The organism is Streptosporangium sp. NPDC002607, assembly GCF_053592655.1.
This window is the reverse complement of sequence record NZ_JBSFWD010000081.1, coordinates 1-18,107: the sequence shown is the minus strand read 5'-3', so window position 1 is coordinate 18,107 and position 18,107 is coordinate 1. Positions and strand designations below refer to the sequence as shown.

The 18,107-nt window shown below is 69.4% G+C and carries 16 protein-coding genes and 1 other RNA gene; 7 read left to right on the top strand and 10 right to left on the bottom strand.

Translation table 11 applies throughout. The annotated features are described in order from the left end of the window. Positions 1 to 170 precede the first annotated feature (170 nt). From ACWD3H_RS44240 to ACWD3H_RS44220, 5 genes are all read left to right on the top strand, one after another. Positions 171 to 836: a vWA domain-containing protein gene (locus ACWD3H_RS44240; RefSeq protein WP_451959290.1), complete on the top strand. Its 666-nt coding sequence runs from the start codon at positions 171 to 173 to the stop codon at positions 834 to 836. Next, entirely contained in the window at positions 836 to 2,707 is a 1,872-nt protein-coding gene (locus ACWD3H_RS44235; RefSeq protein ID WP_451959289.1) for a protein phosphatase 2C domain-containing protein, read from the top strand. The genes ACWD3H_RS44240 and ACWD3H_RS44235 overlap by 1 nt, the downstream gene beginning before the upstream one ends. Continuing rightward, the gene (locus tag ACWD3H_RS44230; RefSeq protein ID WP_451959288.1) at positions 2,704 to 3,807 is read left to right on the top strand and encodes a hypothetical protein; all 1,104 of its coding nucleotides are present in this window, start codon (positions 2,704 to 2,706) and stop codon (positions 3,805 to 3,807) included. The genes ACWD3H_RS44235 and ACWD3H_RS44230 overlap by 4 nt, the downstream gene beginning before the upstream one ends. A gap of 81 nt (positions 3,808 to 3,888) precedes the next feature. Further along, a complete protein-coding gene (locus tag ACWD3H_RS44225) occupies positions 3,889 to 5,097 on the top strand; it encodes a PASTA domain-containing protein (RefSeq protein WP_451959287.1) in 1,209 nt (402 codons plus the stop codon). Next, complete coding sequence (locus ACWD3H_RS44220; protein WP_451959286.1) at positions 5,094 to 5,702, top strand: hypothetical protein; 609 nt, start codon at positions 5,094 to 5,096, stop codon at positions 5,700 to 5,702. Before ACWD3H_RS44225 ends, ACWD3H_RS44220 begins: the two co-directional genes overlap by 4 nt. 237 nt (positions 5,703 to 5,939) lie before the next feature. Here ACWD3H_RS44220 and ACWD3H_RS44215 read toward each other — a convergent pair whose 3' ends face one another. The 6 genes from ACWD3H_RS44215 to ACWD3H_RS44190 form a co-directional block, all read right to left on the bottom strand. Continuing rightward, positions 5,940 to 6,578: a DUF6461 domain-containing protein gene (locus ACWD3H_RS44215; RefSeq protein WP_451959285.1), complete on the bottom strand. Its 639-nt coding sequence runs from the start codon at positions 6,576 to 6,578 to the stop codon at positions 5,940 to 5,942. Between the two features lie 486 nt (positions 6,579 to 7,064). Then, positions 7,065 to 7,724 carry a peptide chain release factor H gene (gene prfH, locus ACWD3H_RS44210; protein WP_451959284.1) on the bottom strand — a complete coding sequence of 220 codons (660 nt, stop codon included), beginning with the start codon at positions 7,722 to 7,724 and terminating at the stop codon, positions 7,065 to 7,067. Further along, the gene (locus ACWD3H_RS44205; protein ID WP_451959283.1) at positions 7,721 to 8,911 is read right to left on the bottom strand and encodes an RNA ligase RtcB family protein; all 1,191 of its coding nucleotides are present in this window, start codon (positions 8,909 to 8,911) and stop codon (positions 7,721 to 7,723) included. The genes prfH and ACWD3H_RS44205 overlap by 4 nt, the downstream gene beginning before the upstream one ends. A gap of 656 nt (positions 8,912 to 9,567) precedes the next feature. Next, positions 9,568 to 10,260, bottom strand: a complete 693-nt coding sequence (locus ACWD3H_RS44200) for a hypothetical protein (protein WP_451959282.1) — start codon at positions 10,258 to 10,260, stop codon at positions 9,568 to 9,570. 427 nt (positions 10,261 to 10,687) lie between these two features. Continuing rightward, entirely contained in the window at positions 10,688 to 11,065 is a 378-nt protein-coding gene (locus ACWD3H_RS44195) for a GntR family transcriptional regulator (RefSeq protein ID WP_451959281.1), read from the bottom strand. Then, the gene (locus ACWD3H_RS44190; protein WP_451959280.1) at positions 11,062 to 11,874 is read right to left on the bottom strand and encodes a hypothetical protein; all 813 of its coding nucleotides are present in this window, start codon (positions 11,872 to 11,874) and stop codon (positions 11,062 to 11,064) included. The genes ACWD3H_RS44195 and ACWD3H_RS44190 overlap by 4 nt, the downstream gene beginning before the upstream one ends. Positions 11,875 to 11,916: 42 nt before the next feature. Between ACWD3H_RS44190 and ACWD3H_RS44185 the strand changes: the two genes are divergently transcribed. Continuing rightward, a complete protein-coding gene (locus ACWD3H_RS44185; protein WP_451959301.1) occupies positions 11,917 to 12,600 on the top strand; it encodes a replication initiator in 684 nt (227 codons plus the stop codon). Positions 12,601 to 12,666: 66 nt separating this feature from the next. Here the strand turns inward: ACWD3H_RS44185 and rnpB are convergent. The 4 genes from rnpB to ACWD3H_RS44165 form a co-directional block, all read right to left on the bottom strand. Next, an RNA gene (rnpB, locus tag ACWD3H_RS44180) (RNase P RNA component class A) lies at positions 12,667 to 13,061 on the bottom strand. A 295-nt stretch (positions 13,062 to 13,356) separates the two neighbouring features. Further along, a complete protein-coding gene (locus ACWD3H_RS44175; RefSeq protein WP_451959279.1) occupies positions 13,357 to 14,646 on the bottom strand; it encodes a bifunctional RNase H/acid phosphatase in 1,290 nt (429 codons plus the stop codon). Beyond that, complete coding sequence (locus tag ACWD3H_RS44170; protein ID WP_350917799.1) at positions 14,643 to 15,383, bottom strand: zinc ribbon domain-containing protein; 741 nt, start codon at positions 15,381 to 15,383, stop codon at positions 14,643 to 14,645. The genes ACWD3H_RS44175 and ACWD3H_RS44170 overlap by 4 nt, the downstream gene beginning before the upstream one ends. Continuing rightward, entirely contained in the window at positions 15,380 to 16,213 is an 834-nt protein-coding gene (locus tag ACWD3H_RS44165) for a Nif3-like dinuclear metal center hexameric protein (RefSeq protein ID WP_350917802.1), read from the bottom strand. Before ACWD3H_RS44165 ends, ACWD3H_RS44170 begins: the two co-directional genes overlap by 4 nt. 240 nt (positions 16,214 to 16,453) lie before the next feature. On the opposite strand from ACWD3H_RS44165, the gene ACWD3H_RS44160 reads away from it, so the two are divergent. Further along, positions 16,454 to 17,893 carry a flavin-containing monooxygenase gene (locus ACWD3H_RS44160; protein ID WP_451959278.1) on the top strand — a complete coding sequence of 480 codons (1,440 nt, stop codon included), beginning with the start codon at positions 16,454 to 16,456 and terminating at the stop codon, positions 17,891 to 17,893. Positions 17,894 to 18,107 lie beyond the last annotated feature (214 nt).

The window sequence follows — 18,107 nt, the reverse complement described above, 5'->3', positions numbered from 1 at the left end:
TAATGCTGGGGCCTTCACGGCGTATCTAATGGGGTGAGGGGGCCCGTATCGCGTACCTCGGGCCGTCCGCGTCAGCGATCTTGAGGAGAGTAGTCGCCGTGTCGCATTCTCCGGAGCCCACCTACAATTATGCCCTTCCGAGGGCATTTCCCTTCTACATCACGTGCGACGTGTCCCACTCGATGCACGCCCCCCGCGAGGACGGCAGGCAGACTCCGTTCGACATCCTTTCCAACTGTGTCGGGGAGCTGCTCTTTCAGCTCGAGGCCGGTGATCCGGGGGTGAGCGAGGCCGCGCACGTGTCCATCGTGGCCTTCCATGACAGGGCCGACGTGGTGCTCCCGCTCACCCGGCCCTGTGACGCGAGCAACATCCCCGCGCTGCCGAAGGGTGGTCAGACCAATTACGAGCAGGTGTTCCTGACCCTGCGGCAGCTCATCCAGGCCGACTGCGCCCGCCTGGCCGGGCAGTACCAGCTCAAGACCCCGGTGGTCTTCTTCATCACCGACGGCGAGCCCTTCGTCGGAAATGGCCGCCAGCCTGCCGAGGTCTGGCTGCGCGCCCGTGCCAGGCTGACCGACCCCGCGTTCCCGCACCGCCCGCACATCACGGCGATGGGCTTCGGCCAGGTCACCGAGCAGACCCTCTGCCAGGTGGCGACATCCTTCCGGAACAACCCGTTGGCGTACGTCGCGGACGAGTCGATCCAGGCGGTCAAGGTGGTGGCGGCGATAGCCCAGGCGGTCCAGGACAGCATCGGCAGCTCGATCAGGAATTCCGACTTCGTGATCCCGATTCCGGCCGGCATGCGCCGGCTCCCGTGCGGAGGCTCCTGATGGGCCCGCCGGGCCGGGTCCGTACCAGCGCGGTCGCCACCCTCGTCATCGGGTTCGCCGTCGCGGGCTGCGGCGGGTCCGGCGACTCGGGGCGGCAGATCATCGTCAACGCGCGGGCGGGAGAGCGGGAGCAGCTCGTCGCCGAGATCTACGCCGCCGCGCTCGACCGGGCCGGCATCGACGGCGTCGCCAAGAAGGTGGCCGAGGTCGCGGACTACGCGAAGCAGCCGGACGACGCACGGGTCGCCGTCGACTACGACCTCGACGTGCTCGTGGCCGCGTCGCCGACCCCGTCGACGCCGGACGACCAGCGACTCCCCACCGCTCTCCCCGGGCACACACTCGTGAGCAGGACGGCGATCCAGAGCCGCGCGGTGCTCGCCGTGTCCCCCTCGCTGCAGCAGGACGTCCAGACGATCACCGAATTCGCGCAGAAGTACCAGAACACGGCCCACGTCACCGTCCTGGTCCCGCCAGAGTTCGGCGTGTTCAACCGGGCGCTGACCGACCGGGGACTCGCCGTCAGCAGTCAGGCCGACTTCGACGCCGCCCTGACACAGTCCGGTTTCACGGGAGGCGCGATCGTCCCGGCCGGCTCGAAGAAGGGGAACCTCGTCCCGCTCGAAGACCCGGACAATATCCTGCCCCCTCGGACGCTGAGCGTGTTCGCCAGCGACCAGGTCGCCAAGGGGGATCCGGAGGCCGAGCGGGTGCTCCAGGAGGTGACGGACGCGCTCACCCCGCAGGTCGTCGACCGTCTGCTCACCGAGGTGAAGAACAACGGGAAGAGGTCGGCCGACGTGGCGAGGGGCTGGGCGGGCGACAACGTGTCGACGTCGTCCGGGTTCCCTCTGGCACAGATGATCCTGGCCCTGTTGCTGGGCGGGGCGGCGGCGTTCACCGCGCTCTACCTCCTCGGCTGGCGTCCCGCGACGACCGCCGTGCGTGGGGGGAGGCAGCCGGACGTGGCGACTCCCAATGCGCCGCGGTCCGCCGCCACGCAGGACACCCGCGTGGTCGTCGGTCCCGAGCCCAGGCGGATCGCCGTGCACCTGCCCTGGAGCACCACCTCGGCCGATGCCGGGCTTGCACTCGACGGAGGCCTGGTCAAGGGCACGACAGTGCGCGCCGCCACGGTACGGGGCCGCACGCACAGCTTCCGCGGCGAGACCCGGCAGGACGCGTACGGCGTGCGGCTCAGTAACGACGAGCGCTGGGTCATCGCGGTCGTGGCCGACGGCCTGGGCAGCGCGCGCCACGCGGAGATCGCGTCCACGGTCGCCGTCAGGGCCGCGCTGGACGGGATCGACTCCGCGTTGCGGTCCGGTGAACGCCCGCAGAGCTGGGACTGGAAATCTGTGCTCGCCTACGTGTCCGACACGGTCCGGCGGACCACCGAGTCCCTGGGCTCGCCGCGGCCGGGCACCAATACCGAACGCGCCCCTTCCGCACGGCCCGGGACCACTCTGACCGTGGCCGTCCTCCCTTCGGAGGGAGAGGGGCAAGCCGTGTGCGCCGCCGTCGGCGACTCCCCGGCCATCCTCGTCACCGGCGGCCGGTGGCAGGCGTTGGCGGGCGAGGGAGGAAGCGGCGACAACGTGACGGCGGCGATCCCGGGCGACCTCGCCGACATCCAGGTCCGGATGTTCTCGTGGCGCGCGGGTGACCTGCTGGTGCTCAGCAGCGACGGCTTCGCCGCGGGCGTCGCGGGCGGCCGGACCCCGCTGGCCCAGCGGCTGTCCCAGACCTGGCGCACGCCGCCGAGCCTGGTCGACTTCGTCCGGGAGGTCGACTTCCGCCTCTCCACCTTCGACGACGACCGGACGGTGGTCGCGATCTGGGCCGGACGCCACGATACGGCCGTGCCGTGACGGATCTTCCGATGATCGTCCGCGTCGGCGAGCTGACATTCACCGGGGAGGGGCCGGTGCTCCGCGACGGAGGGCAGACGGACGGACTGCGGCTCTGCATCGCCCCCGACCAGCGCACCTACCTGTTCAAGAGGTACAAGTCCGAGACCGCCGACGAGGTGCGCGTCCCCGCGCTGCATTCCATGATCCGCTGGCGCAGGGAGCTCCCGGACGAGGAGCGTGCGGTGCTGGACGAGAGGTGCGCCTGGCCGATCGCCGTCGTCGGCACGCCCGCCAGGGCCGAGGGCATCCTGATCAGGCTCGCCGAAAGGTCGATGTTCGAACAGCGGACCTCCGGCTCGGGCGAGGCGACCGAGACCCCGCGTCACCTCGACGAGCTCACCCGGAGCCCGGAGCGTGCGAGGCGGATCGCGCAACGGTACGAGGTGAAGAAGGCGTACTACGAGCCGCCGTACAAGCTGGCCGTGCTCGGTGAGCTGCTGGACACCGTCACCTGGCTGCACCAGCACGGGTACGCGGTGGGGGATCTGCAATTGCGCAACGCCGTCTTCACGATCGATCCGCGCCCCAAGGTGTACCTCCTCGACTGCGACTCCTGCGTGCCGCTCCTGGGTGAGGGCGCGATGCCTCCCGTCGACCCGGAGCAGTGGAAGCTTCCGGTGGAGCAGCGTGGGGTGGCCTTCGACGTGACCTCGGACCACTACAAGTTCGCCTGGGCGGTGGTGCGCTGCGTCCAGGAGACGGTCGAAACCTGGCAGCCGGATCCGGTGGTCCTCCGGAGGGTCATGCCGTCGGCCCTCGCCGACACGCTCATCGAGTGCAGCCGTACCCTGCCGCCGCCCGGTGTGCGGGAGCGGCTCCGAGAGGCGGCCGCGGTGTGGCCGAGGATGGTCATCGGGGAGCGGCTCTACGTCAACGTGGACGGCTTCATCAAGAAGCCCTGGCCGACGGGCGAGTCGGCCGTGACACCGGCCCCGATCACTGTCACGCCTCCGGTGCCGGCCACCTCGGAAGGTTCGGGAGGGAAAGTGAAGTGGGCGGTCGTGGCGGGAGCCGTGCTGATCGTGCTCTTCTTCCTCATCATCGCCCTGGGTAAGTGACCTCGTTCAAGGGGAGTGAATTAAATGTCCAACACCAGCCGGGTCCCGGGCGTCATGACCGCATCCCCCGCGGAGTAGCCGATGCTTCGCCACCTCTCGATGCTCGCCGTGTCATTGGCCGTGTTCCTGAGCCCGGTGCTACCGTCCCCCACGCCGATCGCGCCCGACGGCTGTGAGCCACCCGACGTACTGCATCAGGAGCTCCAGGTGGCGATAGACACGCTTCGGAACGTGCCGGACGCGGACATCAACATTCAGGTGTTTCCCCAGACCCTCCTGCCGACCTCGACGTCCTACGTCATCGACTACGTGGTGGAAGACTGCTCGGCGGACCGTGGCATCGCCGCCCGGGACGACGTCGCCTACACGGTCGTCCTCACGGTCGGCCCGAAGGTCCCAGATGTGCAAGGTCTTTCCCGCACCGACGCCGAAGCCGCTCTCGACGCCGCCGGCCTGGGCAAGGACCCGCAGCCGGCGAGCGCGAGCGCCGACTGGAAGGTCACCGGCCAGAATCCGCCCGCGGGCCGACTGGTGAGCTTCGGCACGACCGTGCGAATAGACCTGATCTCCCCGAATCCGCCCCAGCCCGAGGTCACCACTCCTCCTCCAACGCCCGTGAAGCCGGGGCGGCAGGTGACCGTGCCGCCGCTGATCGGACTCGACCCGGCAGCGGCCAGGCTGCAGCTCTCGGAGGCCGGCCTGGTGCTCAGCGTGGATCCCGATTCGCCCGAGACGGGGAAGATCGACCGCCAGAATCCCGTGGCCGGCAGCCAGGTCTCCGAGGGCGCGACCGTGACGGTGTCGCTGCGGGAGGCGGTGACGGAGACGCCAAACCCGAACGACGACGGAAACAAAACGGGCCCTGGGGAGATCCCCGGGACCGACAATGGCTCCTCCTCACCGCTGATCCCCGTAGCGCTCGTAGGGATCGTGCTCCCGGGACTGGCAATCGCCCTCGTCCTCGTCCTCGTCGCCCGGACCCTGCGGGCCCGCCGTACCGTGCGAGGGAGCGACCCGCACCAGGCCCCGTCCCCGTCCCCGTCTCCGGCCCCGGCCCCGGCCCCGGCCCCGGCCCAAACCCTGCCGTATCCCCAGCTCCCATCTCAAACCCAGCCCCAGCAGGTGCCGTCGATCCACTGCGATCCGCACCCCGATCCCGCCCCGCGCCTGGAAATCCACCTGACCGGCTCTCCGCCGCCCGGCGCGGCCCCGTCCGCCCCGGTGCCGGACATTCGGGTGGAACTGTTCGCGGACCCCGGCCGCCAGGAACTGAGAGAGGTCGTATCGTGACAGTCCACATCGAAACCGAGCCGGGCACCGCCGATCTCCTGCTCTTCCCGGACCCGAGGGACGCGGCGGCGGAGCTGTCGCGGGCCCTCGACGCGCGCCGCACGCTCGAGCAGGTCGAGGACGGCACCCAGCGAGCGGGCTCGGCCTTCCGCGGCGCGCTCAACGGCAGGGTCGCCGACGCGGGCGGCGAACTACTGCGCGGCATCGAGCTGGGCACGGTCCTGCTCGGCGGCTGGCTGCAGTACCGGGAGCTGGGGCTCGCCGCACGCAGGAGCGTCGAACAACCCGGAAGCACCGAAATAGTGCGCCTGACCGGACACACGATCACGTCAAAGCACGCCCCCTACGTCGACGTGTACATCGAGGGTCAGTACGTGGCCCGCGTCGGCTTCGGCATCGACCTGGAGTTCGGCGTCGGCCTGCTCCAGGCGAGCATTCGCAACGGTCGCCTGATGAGCCTGCGCGCGGGCGACTGCACGGCGAGCATAACGTGGAGCGTGGAGGGCTTTCCGGTGGCCCAGAACACGGCGAGACTCACCATGCCGCTCCAGCTCAGGCTCGGTGACGGGATCCTCCTCAGTGGAGCGGGCGCACCGCAACCATGACTGAACTTCGTGGCCGGCGTCATCCGCCGCCTTCGCATCTCGATCCAGCGGGTCGTGGGAAGCCGCCGGATCGGGTCGGTCGAGACGAAGGCCGGCACCGGCACCGGCACTCTCCAGGTCCGCGGGCTCCTATCCAGGTCAGGCGGCAGATGTGGACCCGGTGCGCGGAGTTCTGCACGTCTCAGGGCGTCGAGGGCCTTCTCCGGGCCGCTCGGATCCCACAGCCATTGCCCCCGCTCAGTCCACCACGGGATCCTGGCAGGTGAGATACGGGCGTTCCTGGTCAAGCCACTCCTGGCTCAACCTGGCCCCCGTGGTCAGCTCGATCGTCGCCAGCGCCGCCGCCCGCCAGCTCTTCCCCTTCCTCCATCTGAAGTGCGGCGCCATGGCCATCAACTCAGGCCAACGTGCCAAATTCGGCTCGTGCGTCCATTCCTCCGGGTACATGGCATCGACCATCAGGAGCATCTCCCCGTCGGCGGCAAAGCCGATGCGATTGTTGGCGTTCACGTTCCAGTAGACGCTGTAGGCCCGGGCACCGACGCTGAGACGCGGAAGCACCGGAGGATAGACGCCATGGAAACCGTTGTACTCGAACAACTCGGTCCCCGAGCCGGAACGCCCCACCAGCATCGCCCAGCCGGACCCGTCGGAGTAGTCGTCCTCAAAACGCGCCGCCTCGCGGATCTCATGGCTCGCGCCGCCACTCACCCGTTCTCCGATCTCGGCGAGCGTGAACGGTTTCCCGTCATCGGGGACGACAACGGTCCAGCAGATGGCAATCTCCAGCCAGTGATCCTTGAGCAGACGCCGGTAGTAGCCGTACACGTCGGAGCCCGCAGGCCGCCCATCGCTCATGTCGTGAAACTCCGTCACTTCAGGTGAATGGAGTTCAAGATCTTCGCAGACGGGTGAGACAAGATCAGGAACCGGGCAACGAACCGACCCAGAGCTACCACGGGTGCATCGTCAGGGCCGACCGACGAAGGCTCGGACCTTCCGATCCGTGGGGAAAGGCAGTCAGAAGCCGATGGCAAAGACTGGCAGCTCAGAACATCGAGATCTGATCCGTCATGATGACCGACCTGCGCTGATCTCCTAGAAGGCGTTCTGAGCCGGGCTTTCGGCGTTCACTGGTTCTCATCGTTTCGCGCTGCATCTCGTGCCCATGTGCCCTGGGTGTGCCCTGCGCTCCCAGGCTTGGGGGCCTCCACGGTTGCGTCCACTCTCGGTGAGCTTCCTTGGGCTGCTCACGGCGCGGGATACCGCGATCGTGCCGGCAGGTCCTCGCCGCGCGTGCTTTTGCCCTGGCGATTCTGGGTGCGATTCTCCTCCTGCGGTAGGGCATGGTCGGGTGGACTGTCACGGTCGCCGGCGCGTCTGCTCCTGTGAAGCCAGGTCCTGCTTCGGCATTTCCGGGCGTTCGATGCGGGTGGGGTTGCCGCGTACGAGCTCATCGTGGACGCGCCAGCGGGCGGTGGTGACGGCGCGCCCTGCCGTCTCGTCGCCGTCCTCGATGCGCTGTCGCAGCAGCCGCATGGCGATGCGGCGGTTGAGGCTGAACTGCCGCTCGGTGTCGACCACGACGACGATCCCCGAGGGCCGGTGGGTCGCCCGTACCGCCGTGCTGGCCTTGTTTCGATGTTGACCGCCGGGGCCGCCGGTGCGGCAGGCGACGATGTCGACGTCCGCTTCCTCGAACGTCGTGCGCGGGGTGTCGACCCGGCACGGTTGGGCGATGACGTACCAGTTCTTCCGGCCTGTGCCGGCCCGGTATGGGCTGGGGGCCTGCCAGCACAGGGTTCCGGTCCACGAGGCGGCGAACGCCTCGGCACCGGCTCCCGATATCTGGATCAGGACCGATCGGTAGGTATCGGGCCGGTCACCGGGAACGGTCTGGGCCCGATGGGTTTCCAGGTTCTGCCGGGTGGCGTCGGCTTCCAAGCGGCGCAGCAGCCGGGCCAGCGCCCAGGCACACTCCTGCGGGCCACGCCCGGCCGACAGGAGCAGGTGGACGCTCACCGCGCGCCTCGCTTGCGGCGCTGGTCCCGCCGGGGCGCGGATCCGAGATCGGGTGTCTTGTAGGTGACCAGAGGGACCGTGGTGGCCACGGGCGTGGCCAGGTCATGGTCGACGAGGTCGGCGATCACCTGCTCGATGCGCTTGTAGGCCGTCGGCGCCTCCTCGAAGAGCAGCTGGCGGTCTCCGCACACCACCAGCGAGCCCACCGGCGTGCGGCGCAGCTCCTCTACCGTGTGCTTGGCCCGGCCCCGGCGCAGGGCGTCCGCACGCGACATCTTGCGGCCCGCGCCGTGCGCGACGGAATGGTTGGCGTCAGGCCCGGCGTGGGCGGCCACGAGGTAGGAGGGGGTGCCTCGCGTACCGGCAATGAGCACGTCGCGGCCGTCACCCGGCGCCGCCCCCTTGCGGTGCAGGTAGACCCCGTCGCGGACCTCGACCAGGTTGTGGCACTGGTCGACGAGCGGCTCGGCGGGCTCGGCCCCCAGGGCATGGGCGACCCGGGCGGCCATCAACCGCCGGTTGAGCGATCCCCAGCGTACGGCGTCGTCATGCATCGCCAGGTAGGCGCCGGGATCAGGGGCGGGGCCCGCGCCGTGGACCGCGGTGTGCGCCCGCAGGATCCGTTCGCCCAGCCCCCGGGAACCGCTGTGGACGATGAGAACCAGGTCGTCGGCGGCGAGTCCGAGACGGCTCGCGTGGCCCGGCTCGAAGACGGTCCCGATCCGCGCCAGCTCGACGAAATGATTGCCCCGGCCGACCGTCCCGAGACCTTCGACGTGACCGGCTGGGATATCGCCCTTCGCAACGGCCCAGGCCGGGTCGTCGGCATCTTGCTCGGGATCCAGCGCGCGATCGAGGTCGGGGAAGCGGGCGGCGAGCTTCTCGGGTACGGCGCGCTTGAGCTTCATGGGGAACACGGCGATGCCGCAACCGATGTCGGAGCCCACCAGGAACGGGTACAGCACGGTCGATGCCATGGCGGCGCCGATGGGGGCGCCCTTGCCGGGGTGCAGGTCCGGCATGGCGGCGACGTGCATCATGCCGTCGAGGGTGGCCACCTGGTGGCACTGCGCGAGGGCGTCGGACTCGATCCAGCTCGCGGGGGAGGCGAACACGGTGACGGTGGCCGGACCCATGGCCGTGGTGGACGGCAGCGGGGACTCCTGCCGGGAGTGTTGCTGAGACAAAAAGGCTCTCTTCCCTCAAAGGGGTATGGGTTGACAGCATTGCGGGGCGCGTCGGCGCCGTGGCATCTCGGAGTGGCGGGGTGCTGTCCGTCAGAGCGTCATGGACACCACGTTCCCTGAGCCCACCACGCGAGGCAAGCGGTTTTCGGTCGTACGGGCCTGTATGCCTGCACTCACCGCCATCTCATGACGTGTGCATCGCTGCGGTCGACACGCTGGAGAACGCGGCGGATGCGTGCACTCTCATGCCGCGACCTCATGGTTAAGTCGCGCCGGCGGAAGGCGTCGACTCGTACCGCTAATGGCTGAGTTGCTGGTGACGACCTGGCGAAACATCTCCAAGATCGTCCCGCGCTTGTTCCGTGACCTTTGACCTACGGCTGCATATGACGGCAATCGGCTACATGTGATCGTTAAAAGGGGGCGGGCTGAGCCCCAGGTCAAGAGCTAAGTGGCTGACCAGAACAGTGCCCCGACATGATTCGAACATGCGACACCCGCTTTAGGAGCGCGATTGTTCCTGTTCCGGGATTGCTGACTTGGCCTGCTGAAACTACATGCGGGATGATCATCCCACTCTTGATCATTCCGTAAGTGCTCCGCATCAGTTGGTCACTCAGGCGAACTCGTGATGAGTGAACGGCAGAGGGGCTTCACTACTTCGACTCAAGTGGTGTCCAGAGCTGGAACACCACTTCCTCCAGGCCGTCGGGCCCGTCACCGACGTTACTATCCCCGTCGTCATCGGCCAACGGGTCCCAGTCGTCAAGGTCGACATCATCTTCGGGATCGTGGTCGACGAGGTCGCGCAGGATAACGCGGACCTGCCACTCAACGTCCGTCGCACCGAGATCGAAGATGCGGGGATACTCCCGCGCATCGATGATCTCCACGGCATACACTCGCCCCTGGCTGGCATGGAACGACCCCGTCCACGTATCGGTTTTGACGGCTTCGATCTCGAAGCGCGGCTCCCGCGCCAGCGTGACGGTGATCGTAGCTGTCTTGAGGATGGCCGGGCACGCCTCAACAGAGTCGGATCTTCTCTCGTCCACGTCGACCACCACCAGTCGGCTGGTCTCGTAAGCGCGTGCCCCGTGAATGGTGTCGCAGGCGCCGTAGCCGTACCGGAGAAGCAGTTCGTTCGGCTTGCCGGCGACAAGGTCGAACGCCATCACCTCTTCGACGTCCCCCTGCACCCGCTCGGGACGGGCGGTGACGGCCGAGGGGTCGACCGCCACATGAACCTTCCTCTGCTCGACTCCCTCGAAGGTGAACACCCAGGCGGGTACTTGGATCGTGCCACGGCTGGTCTCCAGCGGGACCTTGCCCAGTCTGGCGCCGGTCACCCGGAGCGGGCGGCATCCCTTGGCCGGGCACTCCTCTTCGATGAGGTTGGCCGGAATCCCACAGCGTGGACCTTGCCACTGGCACGGGTCACGGGAGCCATCCCGACCTCTGCGGCGAACTGGCCGACGTTCAGGGGGTGCCACCGGAATACGGCCCCGAACTCCTATGGCTACGGCGAGCCGCCACCTGGGTGGATCGATCGGTCAGACGCCCGCGCCTTTCACGAGCCAGTTCTCTCTCCGGCAACCGGAATGGTCGGCCGCCATCCGGCCACTGTTGCTCCGCATGACCGACACCGAGATCGAGATCACCGCGGAGTTGGTGCGGGATTTCTGGAGCAGCCGATGCAGCGGCTCGGACGCCGCCTGATCGGCCGCTACGCCGGCGTCGTGCGGTCGGCGACGTGACCCCGCGGCCGGGTCGCGGTCATGACGAGGCCGGTGCTGCCGCGCCGGACGTCAGAGCCGCCTGTACGATGCGGAGCGCTTCGGCCGCGTCGATGCCGACGCTGGCGATCACGGCGGCGTAGTCGGCGGCGGCCCGGCGGGCCCGCTCCCGGCCTTCCTCGCCGGCGGCCGACACGAACGAGCCCGCCCGCCCGCGCGTCTCGATCAGCCCCGCCTCCTCCAGCTCCCGGTAGGCCCGGCCGACCGTGTTGACGGCCAGGCCGAGGTCGGCCGCCAGGTGGCGGATGGTCGGCAGCCGGGCGCCCACGGCCAGCGTGCGGTCCTGGATCTGCCGGGCGAGCTGGGCCCGCAGCTGCTCGAACGGCGGTACCGGCGAGGCCGCATCGATGACGATCATCGGACGCTCATGGCCCGCTGGGCCACCGTCGCGCACGACGGCGTCCTGGCATAGAGCGCGACGCACGCGGCCAGGCTCAGGATCAGGTAGGCGACCGCGGCGGCGCCCCACCAGCCGGGCGCGGTGCCGAACAGCACCACCGGCAGCGACCACTGCACGTTCGGCGTAGTGAGCTCGCGGGCGTCTTCGACGCGCATGATGACGTCGGCGGTCAGCGACTCCTCGTCCTGCGCCACGACCGGACGCCTGAGCAGGTGGCGCAGCTGCAGGGCGGTGATGGCCGTCGCGCCGAGCAGGCCGATCAGCACGACGACGGCCAGCTGCCGCACGGTGGGGTCGGGAACGGCCAGGGCGCTTGCGGCCAGCACCATCGCGCCGGCGAACGTGGCGGCCGCGAAGACGGCGTACGGCCGGCCGAGCACGGTCCGCCAGCCGGGCTGGATCGGATGGGCGGCCCTGCGCGACAGCGTCGCGCCCGCCCGCTGGTCGACGCGTCGCACCCACTGGTCGAGCAGCGACTGTGCCAGCAGTAGCCCGGCCACCGACGCGGTCAGGGCCAGCAGCGGTAGCGGGCGATGCGGCTGGAAGCCGCCGAAAGCGGAAGTGGCGACGAGGGCGCTCACGATGATCAGCGCGGCCAGGATGACGTAAGTGGCCAGGCGGGCGCGTCTGCGGACCGCCAGCCGGCTGGCGAGCAGCGGGGTCGGGTGAGTGTCGGCCAGGTCGTGGCGGGCCAGCCACTCGCCCGCCATGCGCAGATCGGTCGTGCGCGTCGGCGGGTCGGTGTCCGGTAGCGGTTCGCGGGTCATAGCGCCTCCTTTGTCGCAAGCTTTGTAGCAACAGGGTGCGTCATACCTTGCGACAAAGTCAATGCCCCGTGGACTCTCGTCGTCCTCCGCGAGCACCCCCGGCGGCTCATCGCCGAGTGCCTGCGCCTCGGCGCACTCGATGAACTGGCCGATCTCCGACTGATCCAGTGGGCCCACATGCTCGGATTCCGCGGCCACTTCTCCACCCGCTCCCGCCACTACTCCACCACCCTCGGCGACATCCGAGCCGACCGCACCACCTACGCCCGCGACGAAGCGATCACCACCGGACGGCTGCCCCTGTTCGACGAGGAGACCGTCCTCGTCATCGCCGAATGGGAGTACGCCGGAAAGGGCTACCCACTCGGCGACGCACTCCTCGCCGACGCGCCGGCCGAGCACATAGACCGGCACAAGCCCGAGGACGTGCTGTTCCGGACGACCCGCGGGAACCTGATCCGGCGTGACTACTTCAACGCCGACGTCTTGAAGCCCGCGATCCTCACAGCCGGGGTGCCGGCCGACATGACGTTCCACGATCTGCGGCACACCTTCGCCAGTACGGCGCTCGCCGAGGGCGTGCCCATCTCCGAGGTGTCCCGGTGGCTCGGGCACGAGTCCATCACCACGACCGTGGATCTCTACGGGCACCTGGTCCCGGAGGCGTCCGAGCGGGCTCGCACGGCCCTGGACCACGCCTTCGCCACGGCGAGCGGGCTCACCTGAATGTGCCCTCCGACCGCTTTGATCTTGCCTGATCAAGGCTTAACCACAGGTCAGAGGCGGACAGGGCGGACGAGTCGGCCTGTAGGCCGGGTTTTGTTCCTCACTTGCGTGAGGAGGCGACCATCCATCTAGGGCCGACGTTGCCGGCGGCCTCAAGCGGTCTACCCGCGCGGCTCGGGCGGGCAGCCCTCAAGCGTCGCGCGCGGGACACTCCGAAGAGCGCCCCTTCTTGACCTTGCTCCGGGTGGGGTTTACCGAGCCGCCCACGTCACCGTGGGCGCTGGTGGTCTCTTACACCACCGTTTCACCCTTACCTCCCCGCGAGGGGAGGCGGTCTGTTCTCTGTGGCACTGTCCCGCGGGTCACCCCGGGTCGGCGTTACCGACCACCCTGCCCTGTGGAGCCCGGACCTTCCTCGGCGGGTCTCCGAAGAGACCCGACGCGGCCGCCCGGCCGGCTCGTCCGCCGTGTTCCAAGCCTAACGGGTCCCAAGTGGGCTCCAACCGAACGGCAAGTCATCTGCGCTGAAATACGAATCAAGCGGGACGGGACAGACGAGCGTCAGGGGAAAGCAATGAGAGCGAGGATGGCCGGTCCCGCGCGCTGCCGGGATCCGCACCGGTGTGATGGGATACGGCCATCACACCGGGTGTGGACGCGCACACCGATGCGGGAGGCGAGTGTCGGCCGTCTCCCGCATCGGGCCCGATCGTCGGCTGGAGGCCCGGCAGCGTACCGCCACCCGGAACCGCCGGTTCAGCGCAGGTGGGAGGTGTCGTTGAACGCCTTCACCACCGCCGGACCGTCGGCGTAGTACTCGATCAGGGACAGGGCTGACAGGTCGAGATGCATGCGATACAGCGCGCTGAGGGGAGCGAGCAGCGCGAATCGCAGCAGCATCTTGATCGGCGTGACGTGGGAGACGGCGAGGATCGTCTTGCCCTCGTAGCGCTCGATCAGCAGGTCCCCGGTCGCCTGGACCCGCCGCGCCGCCTCCCCGAAACTCTCCCCACCCGGCGGCGCGGCGGACGGGTCCGCCAGCCACGCGGCGAGCTCGTCCGGCCAGCGACGCTGGATCTCGGTGAACGTGTGGCCCTCCCAGTCGCCGAAGTCGGTCTCCCGCAGACCCTCCTCGACGACGACCTCAAGACCGGTCCTGGCCGCGACGATCTCCGCGGTGGCACGGGCGCGCCTCAGCGGTGAGCTGACGATCACCTGGATGCCGTACGACTCCCCCGCCAGCTTGGCGGCGGCGGCCTCGCCCTGGGCTATGCCGTTGGGCGTGAGTTCGGGATCGCCGAGCCCGGAGAACCTGCGCTCGACGGAGAGCGGCGTCTCACCGTGCCGGAGCAGGTACAGCGAGGTCGCGACCGAGGTGGGCGAGCGCCAGCCGGTGCCGCGCCCGGTGGACATGGCCGTCCGTTCCGCCGGCTCCCGGGTGACGACACCACCACCGGAACCACCGGCGCCGAGGTCATCGGTGTCGAAGAGGAGAAGGTCCTCGGCGGGGCCCCCACCGGTGAGGGTGGCGGCGGCACCGCTCCCGGCGGCACCGCTCCCGGAGACAGCGGTCCCGGAGGCGCCGATCGCTCCCCCGGCGGGAGAGGAGGAAGCCGAGGCGGCCCAGGTGCGGCCCTTGGCCGCGGCGTCCATGGCCTCGTTGGCCAGGCGGTCGGCGTCCTTGTTCTTCTCGCGCGGGATCCAGCGCCAGGTCACCCGGAGGCGCCTGGCAAGGGCCGCGGCCTGTAGGGCGAGCGGGCGCAGACCCTCGTTCTTGACCTTCCACCGGCCGGCCATCTGCTCGATGACCAGCTTGGAGTCCATCCGGACCTCGACCTTCGCACCGTCTCCGGCCAGGGCCAGCAAACTGGTCAGGCCGGCGATGAGCCCGCGGTACTCGGCGACGTTGTTGGTCTGGGTGCCGATCGACTCGGCCGTCTCGGCCAGCACCTGGCCGTCGGCGGCGTCCTTGACGACGGCGCCGTAGCCGGCCGGCCCGGGGTTGCCCCGCGAGCCGCCGTCGGCCTCCACAACGTACGAGGTCACAGGCCGGACTCCGCGGTGCGGACCAGGATCCGGCGGCACTCCTCGCAACGGATGACCTCGTCGTGGGAGGCGGCCTTGATGCGGTTGATCTCGGCGATGGACAGGCTGGTGCGGCAGCCGAGGCAGCGGCCGCCCTGGAGCATCGCGGCCCCCACCCCGAACTGCTCCCTGAGCTTGCCGTAGAGGGCGAGCAGGTCGGCCGGGATGTCCTTCTCGACCTCGGCCCGCCTGCGCTGGACCTCGTCCTTCTCCTTGTCGATCTCGGCGAAGACCGTGTCCCTGCGGTCCTCGGCGACGCCGCGGGTGCCTGTGAGCTCGTCGCGCTCGGCCACCAGCTTGGCGACCTGCGCGTCCGCCGCCTCGCGGCGCTCCATGATCTCCAGCACCACGTCCTCCAGGTCGCCCTGCCTGCGCGTCAGGGAGGCGATCTCCGACTGGAGGCTGGCCAGGTCCTTCGGCGAGGAGACCTGTCCGGAGTCGAGGCGCTTCTGGTCGCGTTCGGCGCGGATGCGAACCGAGTCGACGTCGGCCTCGGCCTTGGTCTGCTCGCGGGCGAGGTCGCCGGACTCGGTCTCGGCGGCGATCACCTGGGTCGCGATGCGGGCGACCCGAGCGGAGAGCTCGTCGATCTGGGCCAGCTCGGGCAGGGTACGGCGGCGGTGGGCCAGCCGGTCGAGGGCGGAGTCGAGTTCGGCCAGGTCAAGCAGACGCTTCTGGGCCGCAGGGGCTGCTTTCACGTGAAATCCTCGCACTTTGCTGTTGTTTTCCAGGCGTCCGTGACCGTCTCGGAAACGCGCGTCTCAACAGTAATCCCCCTGGCGGCCGATGCGGACGCCAGATGGTGCGCCGCGTCGGCGAGCCACGGCCACTCGGTGGCCCAGTGGGCGGCGTCGATCAACGCGGGGCCGTCGGCCTCCATGAACTCGCTCGCCGGGTGGTGGCGCAGGTCCGCGGTGAGGAAGACGTCGACCCCGGCGGCGCGGGCCACCCCGAGCAGGGAGTCTCCGGACCCTCCGCTGACCGCGATCCGCTGGACGGGGCGACCGGGGTCTCCGGCGACCCGCAGGCCGCCCGCCGTGGCGGGAAGCCCGCGCGCGGCCTGCCGGGCGAACTCGGCGAGGGGGACGGGGGCGGGCAACGAGCCGATCCGGCCCAGGCCGCGCCTGGGGTCGTCGGCCGCGGGCATGAGCGGGACGAGCGGGCCGGTCAGGCCGACGGCGCGGGCGAGCGCGTCGGAGACGCCGGGATCGGCGACGTCGGCGTTGGTGTGGGCGGTGAAGAGCGCGACATCGTTCTTGATCAGCTTGTGGATCAGGCGGCCCTTGAAGGTGGTGGCCGCGACGCTCGTGGTGCCGCGCAGGTAGAGCGGGTGGTGGGTGACGATGAGGTCGGCGCCCCAGTCGAGGGCCTCGTCGGCGACGGCGGCCACCGGGTCGACCGCGAACAGGATCCTGCGTACCTCCGCGGCGGGGTCTCCGCAGACGAGTCCGACCGCGTCCCACGACTCCGCCCAGCGTGGGTCGTAGCGGGATTCCAACTCTGTGACGATGTCGGCAAGCGTAGGCACCCGCGCAGACTATCGGCCTATTCCCCGGCGCGAACGGATCACCTAATGTAAGTGGATACTGACCCATGGGGGAGCAGCGGATTCCAGTATTTATTCCAGTATTTGTCGCATATGAAGAGGTGTGGAGTTGGGGAGACGTGGACACAGGCGGCAACTGGAGCTTGAGGACGTCTACCGGCACCTGATCCTTGCCGGCATCGGGGACCGCTGCCGTGACAACACCGACCCGGAGGCGTACGCATGAGTCCGAAGATCGCGATCATCGGCGCCGGATTCGGCGGGCTGTGCATGGCCATCCAGCTGGAGAAGGCCGGCATCCGCTCGTACACGATCTTCGAGAAGGGGGACAACGTCGGGGGCACCTGGCGCGACAACACCTATCCGGGGGCGGGCTGCGACATCCCCTCGCACCTGTACTCCTTCTCCTTCGAGAAGTACTCCAGCTGGACGCGCCGCTTTCCCGAGCAGCCGGAGATCCTGGGCTACCTGGAGAGGTGCGCCGACAAGTACGGCGTGCGACCCCGCCTCCGGCTGAACACCGCGGTCGTCGCCGCCACCTTCGAGGAGTCGCTGGGGAAGTGGCGGGTCCGCACCGCGGCCGGGGACGAGCTGTTCGACGTGGTGGTGTCGGCGGTGGGACAGCTCAACCAGCCCCGACTGCCCGACATTCCGGGAATGTCAACGTTTAATGGCATGGCTTTCCACTCCGCCCGCTGGGACCACTCCGTCGATCTGACGGGCCGGCGGGTAGCCGTGATCGGCAGCGGGTCCTCGGCGGCGCAGTTGATCCCGAAGGTCGCCGAGATAGCCGATCACCTGGACGTCTTCCAGCGGACCCCCAACTGGGTGATCCCCAAGGCGGACGCCGTCTTCGGCCCCGGCGCCAGGGCCGCCTTCCGCTACGTGCCGTTCCTGCAGCGCGCCTACCGCGAGTGGATCTACCGGTACGCGGAGATCGCCCTCTACCCGGCCCTGGCCGGAGGCTGGAGCTCCGACCCGCTCCGCAAGCGCGCCCTGGAACACCTGCACGACCAGGTCCCCGACCCGGTGCTGCGGGCCAAGCTGACCCCGGACTACCCGGTCGGCTGCAAGCGGATCGTCGCCGACAGCAAGTTCTATCCCGCGCTGACCCGCCCCAACGTGGACGTCGTCACCGACCGGATCACCCGGATCGTCCCCGGCGGTGTGGAGACCGCCGCCGGACTCCACGAGGCGGACGCGATCGTCTACGCGACCGGCTTCGAGACCTCCGACTTCCTGGTTCCCATCCAGGTCACCGGGCGCGACGGCCGGCACCTGGCCGAGGAGTGGAAGGACGGCGCGGAGGCGTACCTGGGCATCGCCGTACCGCACTTCCCCAACCTGTTCCTGCTGTACGGCCCCAACACCAACCTCGGCCACAGCTCGATCGTCTTCATGATCGAGTGCCAGGTCCGGTACATCATGGGCTGCCTGCCACAGCTGGCCGCGCGCGGGCCGATGGAGGTCAGGCCGGAGACGATGGCCACCTGGCGGCGGAGCCTGGAGGCGGCCATGGAGCGCATGGTCTGGCAGGCGGGCTGCACGAGCTGGTACAAGAACGAGGCCGGCCGGGTGACCAACAACTGGCCGGGCACGGCGACCGCCTACCGCCGCATCACCGGCGCCCCAGCCCCGGACGCCTTCCACTTCGCGCGCTGACCCACGCTCCCCCACGAGGCGCGGGGGGCGAAGTGCCGATACCGTCGTGGCGAACGAGAGCCGTACGCGCAGAAGGGCCCGCCGTGTCCGTCGACCTCCACCGCGACTCCGTGGTCGCCGATACCCACAACGACCTGCTGATGGCCGTCACCGCCAGACCTCCTCGGCGGTGGGCGTCGTTCTTCCGCGAGCGCTGGCTGCCGCAGCTGCGCGA